This window comes from Algiphilus aromaticivorans DG1253 (assembly GCF_000733765.1).
Taxonomy (GTDB): domain Bacteria; phylum Pseudomonadota; class Gammaproteobacteria; order Nevskiales; family Nevskiaceae; genus Algiphilus; species Algiphilus aromaticivorans.
On the sequence record NZ_JPOG01000001.1, the window covers coordinates 279,187 to 293,234 of the forward strand.

The following is a 14,048-nucleotide window of genomic DNA, read 5'->3' on the forward strand; positions in this document are numbered from 1 at the left end:
GCGCGTCGCGCGTTGCGGAAGCTCGCCCTTCAGCGACGAATTGCGGCGAAGACGCTGCGATTCGCGATCAGGCTGACTAGTGCACCCAGCACGCCGATGGCGCAGGCGGCGGCGCCGTTGAAGTCCACGCCGGCGCCGGAGATGACCAGGCCGCCCAGTACAGCGCCGGTGCCCTGTCCGAGGAAGATGGCCGAGGCGTGCAGCGCCACGGCCACCGGCATGTGCGGCCCGGCGAGCACGGCCAGGCGCGCCTGCTGCAGCGGCACGAAGGCGAATCCGGGCAGCGAGGCCACCGCCATCAGCGCCACGGCCGCACTCTGGCGGATGGCGCCTTCAGGCAACAGCACAAGCAGCGAGAAGCCGCCCTGCACGATGCCGATCAGCAGCAGGCAGAGGGTGATGACCGGCCCCAGCCGCAGTCGGTCCGCGAGGATGCCCCCGATGGTCGTACCAGCCAGCGCGGTGACGCCGAAGAGCAGCAGCGCCAGGCTGATGGTGGCCGGCGCCATGCCCGCCGCCTGGCCGAGGACCGGGCCGATGTAGGCGAAGACGCTGAAGGCCGAGGCGAAGGAGAAGGCTGTCAGCAGCAGCGTGACGACGATGCGCGGGTCGCGCAGCACGACGAAGGCCGCGCGCCCGGGCGGGGCGTCGCTCCAGACGCGTGGCACCATCGCGCGCACCGCGCCGGCGGCAATCAGCGCAGCAAAGGCCAGCCCGAAGAAGACCGGCCGCCAGCCGATCGTGCTGCCGAGGTAGGTGCCCAGCGGCACGCCGAAGGCGAAGGCGACCGTGATGCCGCCCATGATCAGCGCCATGATGCGGCCGCGGTGGCTTTCCGGCGACAGTTGCGCGCCGGTGGCCACGGCCACGGGCGTGATCAGCCCGGCTGCCAGCGCGGCCAGCACGCGCGAGACCATCAGCCAGCCGAAGCTGGGCGCCAGCGCCGCCACGACATTGGCGGCGCCGAAGGCGATCAGCGCCATCACGATCAGGCGCCGGCGCTCGATGTGCGAGGCCATGGCCGTGAGTACCGGCGCGGTCAGCGCGTAGGCCACTGCGAAGGCCGAGGTCAGCTGGCCGGCGGCGCCCAGCGAGACGCCGAAGTCGCGCGCGATGGGCTCCAGCACACCCGCGACGAAATAGGTCGCGGTGCCGACGACGAAGGCGGCTGCGGCGAGCACGAAGGCAATGCGCAGCGGCGGTTGGCTGAAGGGCGCGGACATGAGGGCGCGCAGCTTAGCCGAGCCCGTCCGTCGTTGCTCGGCTTGGCCGGCTTCCGGTGGGCCGTATCGGAGGCGCCGAAAGCGGGCTAGACTTTTTGCCCAAAACAGGGGGAAGACAGCCATGGACAGGCGTGACGCGGCGCCGGCCGTGCGAATCGCTCCGACGGTGCTCCGGGCGCTGCTCAGCGCCGGTGCCGGCGCAGCCGCGGGCGGTCTGCTGGGTGCCATCTATCTGGGTACAGCGGGTGCGCTGCTGGCACTGCTTGGTGGGCTGGGTGCCTTCGCCTGGTACCTGCTGCATGTGCTGAATGGCGCCCTGGCCGAGAGCGAGCGGCGCATTCTGCAGCAGCTGGGAAGGCCTGCGGCAGAGGATGAGACGCCGGGCGCCGAGGCCCGCGAACCCGACCCCACGCCCGAGCCCCAAGCACCGGCGCGGCCGAGCGCCGCGACCTCGGCACCCTCGGCACCCTCGGCACCCGCCGCGGACGGGCCACAAGGCGAGGTCACAACGCCGCCGAACGCATCGTCGGCGACAGCTGGCTCGGCAGCGCGCTCTGACGACATCCTGCGTCGCGGTCTGCGCTACGCGCGCGCCTGGCTGCAGCGCGGCAATCCCATCGCGCGTGTTGGCGTGGTCATTCTCTTCATCGGTGGCGCCTTCCTGGTCAAGTACGCGGCCGATAACGCCCTGCTGCCGCTGGAGCTGCGGCTGGCCGCCGTGGCGGCCGGCGCCATCGTGCTGCTCGGCTTCGGTTGGCGGCTGCGGCACCGCCAGCCGCTCTACGCCTTGACCTTGCAGGGTGGTGGCGTCGCAGCGCTGTATCTGACGGTCTACGCCACGTTGCGTCTCTACGCGCTGATCCCGCCGGGCGTGGCGCTGGCCATGATGACGGCCGTGTCGCTGGCCGCAGCCGTGCTGGCGGTGGCGCAGCGCGCGCCGGCGCTGGCGGTGATCGGCTTCGCCGGCGGCTTCGCGGCGCCGCTGCTGGCCTCCAGCGGCTCGGGCGATCACATCGCGCTGTTCAGCTACTACGCGGTGCTCAACCTGGGCGTCTTCGCGGTGGCCTGGTTCCGCGCCTGGAAGCTGCTGAATCTGGTCGGCTTCGTCTTCACCTTCGGCGTCAGCGCCCTGTGGCGCGGCAGCGGTTACGGGCCCGAGCAGCTGCTCAGCACGGACGCCTTCCTGCTGCTCTTCTTCGCGATGTACGTGGCGGTGTCGATTCTCTTCGCGCTGCGCCAGCCGCCGAATCTGAAGGGGGCGGTGTCGGGCACGCTGGTCTTCGGCCTGCCGGTGGTGGTCTTCGGGCTGCACGGCTCGCTGGTGGCGGACATCGAATATGCGCTGGCCTGGAGCGCCTTCGGCTTCGGGCTGTTCTACATGGCGCTGGCCTGGGCACTATTCCTCGCCGGGCGGGCGAGCCTGCGCCTGCTGGCCGAGGCCTTCGCAGCGCTGGGCGTCATCTTCGCCAGCCTGGCCATCCCGCTGGCCTTCGACGAGAAGACCACGGCTGCCATCTGGGCGGTGGAGGGCGCCGGCCTGCTCTGGCTGGGCATTCGCCAGGACCGCCGACTGGCGCGTGCCTTCGGCGCCCTGCTGCAGCTGGCTGCGGCCGGGCATTACGCAACCGGGCTGCTCGCGGCCGGCAGCGCGCAGACGCCGTTGCTCAACGCGGGTTTCCTGGGCGGCGCCGGCCTGGCCGTGGCCGGTTTCCTGAGCGGCTGGTGGCTGTATCAAGCGCGCGAGCGACTGCGGCCTTACGAGCGCTATGCCTTCTGGGGACTGCTGCTGTGGGCGGTGTTCTGGTGGCTGGTGGCCGGCATCAACGAGGTCGAGCGCTTCCTGCCCTGGCGCTGGCAGATAGGCGCGGGACTGACCTTCCTTGTCGGAAGCGCGCTGCTGCTGGATGGCCTCGGCCGCGGCGTACGCTGGCCGGCGGCCTTCGGCACGGCGCCGCTGCTCGGAGCGCTGCTGCTGGTGCTGGGCAGCCTCGGTGCGCTGGAGGCGGTGCATCCTTTCGCCCGGGGCGCCTGGCTTGGCTGGCCATTGCTGTGGCTGGGCTACTACACGCTGCTCCACCGGCGCGACAGCGACGACGCACGGCTGTTCCCCATGGCCAATCGCTGGCTGCATGCGCTGGGCTTCTGGACCCTGGCCGCAGTGGTTGCGATGGAGCTGCAATGGCGTATTGGCCAGCATGTGGGCGGTGTATGGCCGGTGCTGGCCTGGGGGCTGGTGCCGGCCGCGCTGCTATGGCTGGGCGCGAACGCGCCGGTCTGGCCGCTGGCAGCGCAGCGCACGGCCTATCGCTTTGTTGCTGCGCTGCCGCTGGCCACGGTCGCAGCCTTGTGGATGATAGTGACCAGCCTCTACAGTGCAGGCGACCCGGTGGTGCTGCCTTATGTGCCGCTGCTGAATCCGCTCGATATCGCGACGATGGTGGTGCTGTTGGCGCTGGCTGGTTGGTGGCAGGCGCTGCCGGCGGCCGAGCGCGCGCCGCTGCGCGCTGGCCATCCGGTGTTGCTCCCAGGGGCAGTTGCGGCGCTGGTCTTCCTGTGGCTGAACGCAGCGCTGATCCGCGCCATGCATCATCTCGGCGGCACGCCGTTGCTCTTCGACGGCGTCATGACGTCGACGCCGGTGCAGGCCGCGCTGTCGATCTTCTGGGGGCTGCTCGGTTTCGTCGCGATGATAGTCGCCACTAGGCGCGCCCTGCGCGCGGTATGGCTGTGCGGGGCGGGCCTGATGGCGGTGGTGGTGGCCAAGCTCTTCCTGATCGATCTGGCGGCCACCGACACGCTGGCGCGCATTGTCTCTTTCCTGAGCGTGGGTGCGCTGCTGCTGATCACCGGTTACTTCTCACCGTTGCCACCCAAGGGCAAGGATATCGCGGAGGAAAGCGAATGAAGTGGGTTCTGGCAGGGCTGTTGCTGGTGCCGGCCACGGTGCTGGCTGCGCCGGTTACGCAGGATTTTGCGCGGGGCCTGCCGCTGGAAGCCGATGAGCCGGCGGCGGCCTACGGCCTGCCACTTCCGGATGCGGTCTATCGCGGCGTAACGCGCCGCGACCTGGGTGATCTCCGCGTCTTCGACGCCAACGGTCGCGTCGTGCAGCACGCGCTTTGCCCACCCGAGGCGCCGGAGAAGCAGAGCGAACGGCACGCGGCCGCGATCTGGGGGCTGCCCGCAGGCAGCGCACCGCGGCGCCGTCAGGGCACGCGCATGGAGATCGAGACCGCTGACGGCACGCGGCTGGCACTGAACGAGGGCGCGGCCGAGGTCACGGCGCCTGGTGGCGCCTTCGAGTATCTGCTCGATGTGCGCGAGCTTGAGGTGCCGATAACCGCGCTGGCCCTGGACTGGGCTTGGCGCACGCCCGAGGGCCGTGCCGAGTTGGCCGTGCGCGTTGCCGCGAGCGATGATCTCGACAATTGGCGCACCCTCCTGCCGCAGGGCACGCTGCTGCGCGCCGAGGGCGAGGGCGGCAAGCTGGAACGCTCGCAGCTGTCCTTGCCCGAGCGGCGCTACGCCTTCCTGCGCCTGACGCCGCTGGACGGTCGCGCGCGCGACTGGCTGCGCGGCGCGACGCTGGTGTCGGTGGCCCCCGAATCGGTGCCCGATCTGCGCTGGTTCGACGCCGAAGCCATGCCGGTCGAAACCCCGGATATGCGCGAGTACCGCAGCGACCGACGGGCGCCGGTGCAGCGGCTGCGGCTTGACGCCGGCGACCTGCGCCTGGGAGTGCGCGTCAGCTCGCGCGATGCACTGGACGCGCGCTGGTGGCGCCGCGCCACCACGCCGGCGCCGGCTACGGGCGACGATGACACCGCCGCCGGGATCACGGTTGTGCCGCCGGTCGCCGAGCGTTTCTGGCGCGTGGAAGTCATGCAGGGGGCTGAGGCGCTGGGTAGTCGGGCGCTGGGCCTGCGCATGGGCTATGCACCGGAGCGGCTGCGTTTCTTCGCGCAGGGCGAGGGGCCCTGGCTGCTTGCCTACGGCAGCGCTCAGGCGATGCCGGCCGAGCCGTTGGCTTGTGCGCGTTTCGAGCAGGTCTCGACGGCGGTCGGCATCGGCGTCGAGCGCAGTCTGGGCGGCGACAGCCGTCTGTCGCCGGAAACCGGCTGGCCGCTGCGCCGCATCGTGCTGTGGGTCATGCTGGGCGCCGGCGCGTTGTTGGTCGTGGCGATGGCGCTGAGCCTGCTGCGACGGCTCGGCCGCGGCGACGGTTGAGGCCCGGCGCTCAGGCGCGCAGCGCGGCGGTGGCTTCGATCTCGAAGAGCATGCCGTCCAGCGCCAGGCGCGGCACCGGAATGAGGGTGCAGGCCGGCTTCATCGCATCGCCCCAGGCGCGTTCCAGCTCCTCGCCGAAGATATGCAGGCGCTCCTCGCTGTGATCGACGACCAGCACGGTGGTGCGCGCAACGTCGCCGAGCGCGGCGCCGGCGGCCTGCAGTGCGGTCTCCAGATTGCGCATGGCCTGCCGCACCTGGGCACGGAAATCAGCCGGCAGCGCGCCGTCTGCGTCCTCGCCGCCCTGGCCGGCGACCAGCAGCAGCCGGCTGCCGGGAGCGACTTCGGCAAGATGCGAATAGCCGTTGGGCGCCGGATCGTAGAGGCCGTCCGGGTTGGTGAGGCGCACGACACCGGAAGAGGAGGTGGCGGTTATTGCAGTCATGGGGTGCTCCGGGTGGGGCTCGGATCAGTCGACCGGGTGAATGGCCCGGAAGCCGATGGCGAAGCGGTTCCAGATATTGATCGTGCCGATGAGCAGGGTGAGCTTGGCCAGCTCGTCATCGGTGAAGGCGTCGCGCGCTTGCGCGAAATCCGCGTCCGGCGCGCCGGTGTCGGCGATGCGGGTCAGCGACTCGGTCCAGGCCAGAGCGGCGCACTCGCGCGGCGTGTAGAGCGGCGATTCGCGCCAGGCCGCAAGCAGGTGCAGGCGGTCCTCGCTCTCGCCGGCGGCCCGGGCGTCGCGGGTGTGCATGTGGATGCAGAAGGCGCAGCCATTGATCTGCGAGGCGCGCGTCTTCACCAGTTCGATGAGGCTGTGCTCCAGCCCGCTTTCGCGAACCTGCTGCTCCAGCGCGAGCAGTCCTTTCATGGTGTTCGGCGAAGCGCTTTGATAGTCCAGTCGGCTTTGCATGGGTTCTCCGGATAGGGGGTGCAGGGCGATGGCGCCCGTCTGCATAGACGAGGCGGCGCAATGGAATGTGACAACGCGGCCGCCCGCAGCAGCGGACGGCCGCGTCGATGGGCCGCCTCAGGCGTCGACGAGCGCCATCATCGGCTCCGGATAGCGCGTGCCTGCGGTGCTGCCGGGCGCGAAGATGCGATCCAGCGGCGCCAGTTCGTCTTCCGACAGCGTGATGGTCGCCGCGACTGCGTTCTCCGCCACGCGCGCTGGCTTGGTTGTGCCGGGGATGGGCACGATATCGTCGCCGCGGTGCAGGACCCAGGCAAGCGCGATCTGTGCCGGCGTGACGCCCTTCTCCTCGGCGAGGGCGTGGACGACGTCCAGCCGCTCGCGGTTGCGCCTCAGGTTCTCGCCCTGGAAGCGCGGGTTGGCGCGGCGCCAGTCGTTCTCGTCGAGGTCCTCCGGCCGCGTGATGCCGCCGCCGAGGAAGCCGCGGCCGAGCGGGCTGTAGGCGACGAAGCCGATGCCCAGCTCGCGCATGGTGGGAAGGATCGCGGCCTCCACGTCGCGCGTCCAAAGCGAGTACTCGGTCTGCACGGCGCTCAGCGGATGCACGGCGTGGGCGCGCCGGATGGTCTCCGCCCCGGCTTCGGATATGCCGATGTAGCGTACCTTACCGGCTTCCACGAGCCGCGACATGGCGCCGATGGTGTCTTCGATCGGAACCTGTGGATCGATGCGGTGCAGGTAGTAGAGGTCGATGTGGTCAACGCCGAGACGTGACAGTGAGCGATCACAGGCCTGTGGCACATAGCCGGGATGGCCGTTGATCATGCGCGCGCCGTCGGTGACACGTCCGCTCGGGTCGTCGTAGACGATGCCGAACTTGGTGGCCAGCACTACAGCATCGCGACGGTCGGCGATGGCGCGGCCGACGAGTCGCTCGTTGGTCTCGGGGCCGTACATGTCGGCCGTATCGATGAAGTTGATGCCGAGATCGAGAGCGCGATGGATGGTGGCGATGCCCTGCTCCTCCGGCACCGCGCCGTAGGCGAAGGACATGCCCATGCAGCCGAGGCCGAGCCGCGAGATCTGCGGGCCATTGCGGCCGAGGGTGACTTTGCGGATTTCAGTCATGTGGGGCTCCTGCGAGGATTGGCTTAGGGTGTGACGGGACGTCGTGCCGCGGTGCATGCGGCTGCAGTCGACACAGGGATGCTAGGTGCTGCGGCGGCCGCTGCGTCAGACGGGTTCCTGCTCGGTTTTTGCCTGATCCTGCACGCGGCGCGCGTCGCGATGGCAGGGATAGGGCCCGATTGCCATACTCGCCATCGTCATGACCATGGAATCTTCAGCGCAATCGATTGCGGCCGGCAGCATGCTGGCGGAGTGCATCGCGCCCTTCGCCACGGCACCGGGCATCAACGAAACACCCTGGCCGGGCGTCGAGGTGCTGCGTGCCGATGCGCCCGGCCCACGCCGGCCGGTCGTCTACGAGCCGACGGTCTGCGTGGTAGCCCAGGGGCGCAAGCGCGTCTACCTCGGCGACGACAGCTTCGTCTACGACGCGTGGCACTACCTGGTGCTGTCGGTGCCGCTCCCGATGGACGGCGAGATCCTCGAGGCTAGCCCGGAGCACCCCTTCCTGGCGCTGCGCCTGCATCTCAACGCCACCGCGCTGGGCGAGATCATGCTGCAGGCCGGCGTGGCGGGCGATGTGCCGAGCAACCCGGCGGCCTGCCGCGGCGTCTGCGCGTCGCGCTTCGACGCGGCTCTGCACGACGCCGTGTGTCGGTTGGCCGCTGCCGTCGGCGATCCCCGCGAGCGGCCGGTACTGGCGCCGCTGGCCGAGCGTGAGGTGCTGTACCGGTTGGTGACCGGCGAGCGCGGCCAGCTGCTGCGCGAGTTCGCGCTACGCGACAGCCGTTCCTATCGCATCTCGCGCGTGTTGCAGCACATCCGCAATCACTTCGACCAGCCGCTGGATGTCCCTAGCCTGGCGCGGATCGCGAATATGAGTCCCTCGGCGCTGCATCATGGTTTCCGCGCGGTGACGTCGTCCTCGCCGATGCAGTACCTCAAGAAGATCCGCCTGCATCAGGCGCGTACGCTGATGCTGCACGACGGCGTCGGCGCGGGCATCGCCGCGCGGCGCGTCGGATACAACAGCGAGTTCCAGTTCAGCCGCGAGTACCGGCGCTTGTTCGGGCAGCCGCCGATGCGCGATGTAGCGGCGCTGCGCGCGGAGAGTGGTGCCGTCGGGGCACGCTGAGCGCGCACAAAAAAGCCCGCGCCGGAGCGCGGGCTCAGTCATACCCCCCTGTGGCAGACGCTTCTTCTAGAACTGGTAGCGGACGAAGAATCCGAGGTTGTCGCGGTCGCGCAGCACGTGATTTTCGCCACCGCCGGTGAAGAGCTGATAGGAGACGTTGAAGGACAGCGCCGTCTTGTAGCGGAACTGGAAGGTCGAGTTCAGCGTCTTGCGGCCTTCGACGAAGTTCGGTCCCGGTCCTGGCGCATTGCCATTGATGTCGTGGCCCCAGATCAGCGTCGGCTCGATGGACAGTCCCGGCAGCACCGAGTCGTAGCGGATGATCGAGACGATGCGATAGCCCCAGGAGAAGCGGTGCGCGAACTCGTCGCGCCGCGCCTGCGTGGGGTTGAAGCGCAGACCGTCGACACCTACCGAGCAGGCCGGATTGGTGGAGCAGGCCAGGCGCGAGCCGTCGGCACCGGTGCCGTCGGCGCCGGCGGTGGCGTGCGTGGTCTGGCGGTCCGGCCCCTGAATCTGCAGTTGGTCGAAGTCCGGGAAGCCCAGCACGTGGGTGGCGCCGACTTCGTAGATCATGATGATCTGGTCGGCGCCCAGGATCGCGTCCGACTGGCCGTAGACGCGCGTGGCGCCCAGGTTGTACTGCAGCACGTCGAAGGGCTCCCAGCCCCGGATGAAGCTGCCGGCCGGATTGCTGCCGATGTCCTGACCGCGGTAGGGCAGGACGAAATTCGGGAAGGCGCGTGCTACGCCGGGTAGCGCGCCCACCGCCAGATTGATGGTGTCCGGATAGGGGTTATTGCCGTCGGCGTCGACGAAGTTGTTCTGCTCGTAGATGACCCGATCGCCTTCGGCGTCGAAGCCTTCCGCGGCGCTGGCCCCGGCGCAGTCGGCGTCCTCCTTGTGGCATTCGGAGAGTGACGGCCCGAGCGCGGCAAAAGCCACGTCGGTGAAGGAAACCTGCAGCGGCAGGTTGGGGCGGTAGGCCACCTCGCCCTGCATCGAATAGTTGGCGCCGGCCGGCGTGTTGAAGCTGAGGCCGAACATCTTGCGGTCTTCCGGGTAATCGAGCTGGAAGGTGATGTCGTCGAAGCTGACGATGCTGTCCACCGGCTCGTTCGGGTTGCCAATCAACAGGTTGGCGATGCCGCCGATAGCGCCGATATTGGCGACGCCGATCTCGGAAAGCACGCCCGGGCGCTGGGTGGCCAGGCTCACCAGATCCAGGGCGAGCTGCGTTGTGCCGCGCGTGTTGAAGGCCAGCGGGAGGTTGTCGCAGGCCTGCAGGAACTCGGTGGTGGTGGTCGGCGAGATGCCAGCCGGGTTGCCTTCGGGGCGCGCGCAGCTCGCGCTGCTCGAGTAGGCGTTCAGGTACGGCAGCTTGGAGTGGTAATTCATGAAGTAGAAGCCGAACTCCGTGCCGTAGTTCAGATCCGGCAGGAACCACTTCAGGCCGACGCCGTACTGGCCCTGGTCGTCGGGCTTGTTGTCAGCGATGCGTGGGATGCTCGCGGTGGTCGGCGTCAGCACGGACAGCGCGTTGTCGAGGTGCCCGCCCAGGAAGAAGGGGTCCTCGGCGGCGCCGCCGAAGCTGGCATTGAATGAGCCGATCACGGCCTCGTCGGTGTTGGTCGAGAAGCGGGGTGTCTCACCGTCGCGCACGCTTGGCGCCAGACGGTCCGACTGCGGATTCTGGCCGACGTTGGGCGTGCCGAAGTCGAGGAAGCTGAAGTAGCTGCCCTGCGGCGGGATCTCGACGGAATCCCATTCGTACTGGTAATAGGCTTCGATCGAGACATTGTTCGACAGGTTGATGCTGCCGAAGGCCATGCCCACCGGCGTGAAGACCTCGTCGAGCGTGAAGCCCGTGCGGTAGAGGTTGTTGACGTTGGCCGGGTTGGCCTGGTTGACGCTGTTGACGACGAGCACGGTCGACTCGCCCCAGTTCACGGTTTGCCGGCCGATGCGGAAGACGAAGTCGCGCTCGCCGAAGTAGGGCAGGTCCAGCGGGAAACGGCCGTAAAAGTTCAGATCCAGCAGCTGGAAGTCGGTGCCGACCTGCGAGAGCGTACGACCCTGGCGCCGTTCGCTTTCCACGGCACCGCCGGCGGAGAAGACCTGATCCAGATAGCGGTTGGAGATCTCGAAGTCGTCTTCGACCACCACATCGTCCAGATTCCCGGGCGTGATGCGGTTGGGCGAGCGCTCGGTGAAGCTGTTGTTCTCGAAGTCGTAGAACCAGAGCCAGCGGCCGAAGAAACCGAAATCACCGAAGGAAAGATTGAAGTCCTGGTTGATGCGGAAGGGCGCCTGGACGATGTCACCCTGGTCGTAGTTCAGGTTGCCGTCGTCGCCGTTGACGGTGGGCGCGCCGGGGGCATTGGCCAGCCGTTCGGCGGGGTAGCTCTGTTCGCGGGAAAGTCCCTGGCAGGACTGGAACTGGCGTGCACAGACGTTGGGGTCGAGATTCGACTTGCCGACCAGATCCGTGCTGCGGCCGTTGAGGCGCCACGCTGCACCGGCCACGATGTTGGTGTTGATCTGGAGGTCGATCTCGTCGGTCACGCGGAAGTCAGCGGACCAGGCGGGCACGGCCGCCAACAGGCCTGCTGCCGCCAGAGTCAATGAGAACGGGCGCAACCCGGTCAGCACGCGGAATCGCTTCATGTCTCCCCCTGTAGGAACTGCGCCACCCCGGGGTGGGTGGCGCTGGTGGTGCTTCTATCCCTGACGGGCAATGTGCCCGACCACTTTTGTAGTCATTTCTCCCGACGCACGGCTGGGGGCCGAACAGTCGGTCGATAAAGGACCTCGCAATGCTTACACAAGGCTCGCGGCCTGTGAAGCCCTGAAGCTACCTTTGTGGGGATTTTCTTATCCTGCGGGGGAGCGCAGGACATTCAGAGCACTTGTGCCCTCAGAACTGGTAGCGGATGAAGAAGCCCAGGTTGTCGCGGTCGCGCTGGATGTGGTTGGAACTGCCGCCAGTGAACATCTGATAGGAAATATTGAAAGAGGTCGCCGTCCGATAGCGGAACTGGAAGGTGGCGTTGAGCGTCTTGCGCCCCTCGATGAAGTTCGCACCCGGGCCGGGTGCGTTGCCGTGCACGTCGTGCCCCCAGATCAGCGTCGGCTCGATGCTGATGCCGGGCAGCACCGAGTCGTAGCGCAGGATGGAGACGATGCGGTAGCCCCAGGAGAAGCGGTGCGCGAACTGGTCGCGGTCAGCCTGGTAGGGATTGAAGCGCAGGCCGTCCGGCCCGACCGTACAGCTGGGATTCGTCGAGCAGGCCTGTCGTGATCCATCGGCTCCGCTGCCGTCGGCGCCGGCGGAAGCGTGCGTGGTGCCGGAAAGCGGGCCCTCGATCTGCAGTTCATCGAAGTCGGGGAAACCGGGCACGTGGGTGGCGCCGAGCTCGTAGATCATGATGATCTGATCCGCGCCCAGGATGGCTTCCGATGAGCCGTAGACGCGGGTGGCGCCCAGGTTGTACTGCAGCACCTGGAAGGGCTCCCAGCCGCGGATACGACCGTTGGGCGCGTTCTCGCCGATCTCCTGGCCGCGGTAGGGCAGCACGAAGTTCGGGAAGGAGCGCGCCGAGCCGGGCGCCGAGCCCACGATCAGATTGACGGTGTCCGGGTAGGGGTTGTTGCCGTCGGCGTTTACGAAGTCGCTGTCGCCGACGATATCCCGGTTGCCGTTCTCGTCGAAGTCCACACCCGCGGTGGAGCCGTTGCAGCCCAGCTCTTCACGATGACAGGCGGTGAGCGAGGGACCGAAGGCTGCAAAGGCCAGATCCGCGACAGAGACCTGCAGCGGCAAATTCGGTCGGTAGGCGATTTCGCCTTGCAGCGAATAATCCGCGCCGGCCGGCGTGTTGAAGCTGATGCCGAGCATCTTGCGATCCTCGGGGTATTCGAGCTGGATGCGCGCAGTGTCGAAGCCCACCGTGTCCGAAACCGGCTCGTCCGGGTTGAAGCTCAGCAGGCTGCCCAGCGCCGGCAGCAGGGCACCGAGGTTGCCGATGCCGAAGTCAGCCAGCACGCCGGGTCGTTGCGCCGCCAAAGCCAGCAGATCCGCGGTCAACGGCCCCGGTGCCTGGCCCACCGGCAGGTTCGGGCAGGCTTGCAGGAACTCGAGCGTATTGGTGGCATCCATGCCCATCGGGTTGCCGCCGGCGCGCGCGCAGCTGGCGTCGACGGCGTCGAAGCTGGCGTAGGGCAGCTTCGAGTGGTAGTTCATGAAGTAGAAGCCGAACTCCGTGCCGTAGTTCAGATCCGGCAGGAACCACTTCAGCGCCACACCGTACTGCCCCTGATCGCGCGCCTTGTCGTCGGGGCGGCGCGGGATGGTCGCGGTGGTGGGCGTTATCAGCGCCAGCGGGCTGTTCAGCGGCGTGCCGATGGCCTCGGGATCCTCCGCGGCGCCGCCGAAGCTGGCATTCACCGAGCCGCCGATATTGGGCGTGCCCAGGTCGAGGAAGGAGAAGAAGCCGCCCTGCGGAGGGATCTCCACGGAGTCCCACTCGTACTGGTAGTAGGCCTCCAGCGACACGCGGTTGGTGAGATTGACGCTGGCCGTCGCCATGCCCACCGGCGTGAAGACCTCATCCAGCGTGAAGCCGGTGCGGAAGAGGTTGTTGGTGTTGGCCGGGTTCGCCTGGTTGACGCTGTTGATGACCAGCACCGTCGACTCGCCCCAGTTGATGGTCTGGCGGCCGATGCGGAACTCCAGATCGCGGTCGACCAGCGGCAGCGGCACGCGACCGAAGAAGTTGAAGTCCAGCAGCTGCAGGTCGGTGCCGAGCTGCTCCAGCGTGCGGCCGTTGCGGCGCTTGCTGCGCACGACGCCGCCCTGGCCGAAGACCTGGTCGAAGTAGCGGTTGGCAGCCGGGTCGCCGCGCTGGCCGACGTCGTCGACGTTCTCCGGCGTGATGCGATTGGGCGAGAACTCGGTGAAGCTGTTGTTGGCGAAATCGTAGAAGGTCAGCCAGCGCGCGAAGAAACCGAAGTTGCCGCGCTCGATCTTGATGTCCTGGTTGATGCGGAAGGGCGCCTGCACGACGTCGCCCTGGCCGTAGTTCAGATTGCCGTCGTCGAAATTCAGGCTGGGCATGCCCGGCGCGTCGCGCAGCCGCTCGGCCGGTGCGGTCTCGCTGCGGAACAGGCCCTGGCAGGACTGGAAGTGGCCGCTGCAGAGCGTCGGGTTCAGATTCGATTTGCCGATCAGATCGCTGCTCGGGCCGTTCAGCCGCCAGGCGGCGCCGGCGACGATGTTGGTGTTGAGCACCACCGTCGTGTCGCCGTTGCGGAATTCGAGGGCCTGGACGGCGGGGGCGGAGAGGGCGGCAACACACAGCAGGGCTGTGGTCGCGGCCGCGCGCAGGGCAGGCGACATGAGGATCCTCGTAGGGGTTGGGGG

Annotated in this window: 9 protein-coding genes; 3 read left to right on the forward strand and 6 right to left on the reverse strand. The window is 68.2% G+C overall.

Annotated features, from left to right (window positions below; all coding sequences use genetic code 11):
• Positions 1-29: 29 nt before the first annotated feature.
• Positions 30-1,223, reverse strand: coding sequence for an MFS transporter (locus tag U743_RS01375; protein WP_043764932.1), 1,194 nt, complete (start codon positions 1,221-1,223; stop codon positions 30-32).
• A 121-nt stretch (positions 1,224-1,344) separates the two neighbouring features.
• Between U743_RS01375 and U743_RS01380 the strand changes: the two genes are divergently transcribed.
• Together U743_RS01380 and U743_RS01385 are read left to right on the forward strand one after the other, a co-directional pair.
• Complete coding sequence (locus tag U743_RS01380) at positions 1,345-4,128, forward strand: DUF2339 domain-containing protein (RefSeq protein WP_052367395.1); 2,784 nt, start codon at positions 1,345-1,347, stop codon at positions 4,126-4,128.
• A complete protein-coding gene (locus U743_RS01385) occupies positions 4,125-5,450 on the forward strand; it encodes a DUF3999 family protein (protein WP_043764933.1) in 1,326 nt (441 codons plus the stop codon). Before U743_RS01380 ends, U743_RS01385 begins: the two co-directional genes overlap by 4 nt.
• 10 nt (positions 5,451-5,460) lie before the next feature.
• Here U743_RS01385 and U743_RS01390 read toward each other — a convergent pair whose 3' ends face one another.
• From U743_RS01390 to U743_RS01400, 3 genes are all read right to left on the reverse strand, one after another.
• Positions 5,461-5,895 carry a RidA family protein gene (locus U743_RS01390; protein WP_043764935.1) on the reverse strand — a complete coding sequence of 145 codons (435 nt, stop codon included), beginning with the start codon at positions 5,893-5,895 and terminating at the stop codon, positions 5,461-5,463.
• 24 nt (positions 5,896-5,919) lie between these two features.
• Positions 5,920-6,363, reverse strand: coding sequence for a carboxymuconolactone decarboxylase family protein (locus U743_RS01395; protein ID WP_043764938.1), 444 nt, complete (start codon positions 6,361-6,363; stop codon positions 5,920-5,922).
• A 117-nt stretch (positions 6,364-6,480) separates the two neighbouring features.
• Positions 6,481-7,491 carry an aldo/keto reductase gene (locus tag U743_RS01400; RefSeq protein WP_043764940.1) on the reverse strand — a complete coding sequence of 337 codons (1,011 nt, stop codon included), beginning with the start codon at positions 7,489-7,491 and terminating at the stop codon, positions 6,481-6,483.
• A gap of 205 nt (positions 7,492-7,696) precedes the next feature.
• Here U743_RS01400 and U743_RS01405 point away from each other — a divergent pair, with 205 nt between their 5' ends.
• Positions 7,697-8,626: an AraC family transcriptional regulator gene (locus U743_RS01405; RefSeq protein ID WP_232226693.1), complete on the forward strand. Its 930-nt coding sequence runs from the start codon at positions 7,697-7,699 to the stop codon at positions 8,624-8,626.
• 66 nt (positions 8,627-8,692) lie between these two features.
• On the opposite strand, the gene U743_RS01410 is transcribed toward U743_RS01405, so the two are convergent.
• Positions 8,693-11,293, reverse strand: coding sequence for a DUF1302 domain-containing protein (locus U743_RS01410; protein ID WP_156966294.1), 2,601 nt, complete (start codon positions 11,291-11,293; stop codon positions 8,693-8,695).
• Between the two features lie 250 nt (positions 11,294-11,543).
• Complete coding sequence (locus U743_RS01415; RefSeq protein ID WP_043764942.1) at positions 11,544-14,024, reverse strand: DUF1302 domain-containing protein; 2,481 nt, start codon at positions 14,022-14,024, stop codon at positions 11,544-11,546.
• Positions 14,025-14,048: the final 24 nt, after the last annotated feature.

Coding starts and splice junctions, on each gene's coding strand:
- U743_RS01375 (WP_043764932.1), bottom strand. CDS start 1,223: ATGTCCGCGCCCTTCAGCCAACCGCCGCTGCGCATTGCCTTCGTGCTC.
- U743_RS01380 (WP_052367395.1), top strand. CDS start 1,345: ATGGACAGGCGTGACGCGGCGCCGGCCGTGCGAATCGCTCCGACGGTG.
- U743_RS01385 (WP_043764933.1), top strand. CDS start 4,125: ATGAAGTGGGTTCTGGCAGGGCTGTTGCTGGTGCCGGCCACGGTGCTG.
- U743_RS01390 (WP_043764935.1), bottom strand. CDS start 5,895: ATGACTGCAATAACCGCCACCTCCTCTTCCGGTGTCGTGCGCCTCACC.
- U743_RS01395 (WP_043764938.1), bottom strand. CDS start 6,363: ATGCAAAGCCGACTGGACTATCAAAGCGCTTCGCCGAACACCATGAAA.
- U743_RS01400 (WP_043764940.1), bottom strand. CDS start 7,491: ATGACTGAAATCCGCAAAGTCACCCTCGGCCGCAATGGCCCGCAGATC.
- U743_RS01405 (WP_232226693.1), top strand. CDS start 7,697: ATGGAATCTTCAGCGCAATCGATTGCGGCCGGCAGCATGCTGGCGGAG.
- U743_RS01410 (WP_156966294.1), bottom strand. CDS start 11,293: ATGAAGCGATTCCGCGTGCTGACCGGGTTGCGCCCGTTCTCATTGACT.
- U743_RS01415 (WP_043764942.1), bottom strand. CDS start 14,024: ATGTCGCCTGCCCTGCGCGCGGCCGCGACCACAGCCCTGCTGTGTGTT.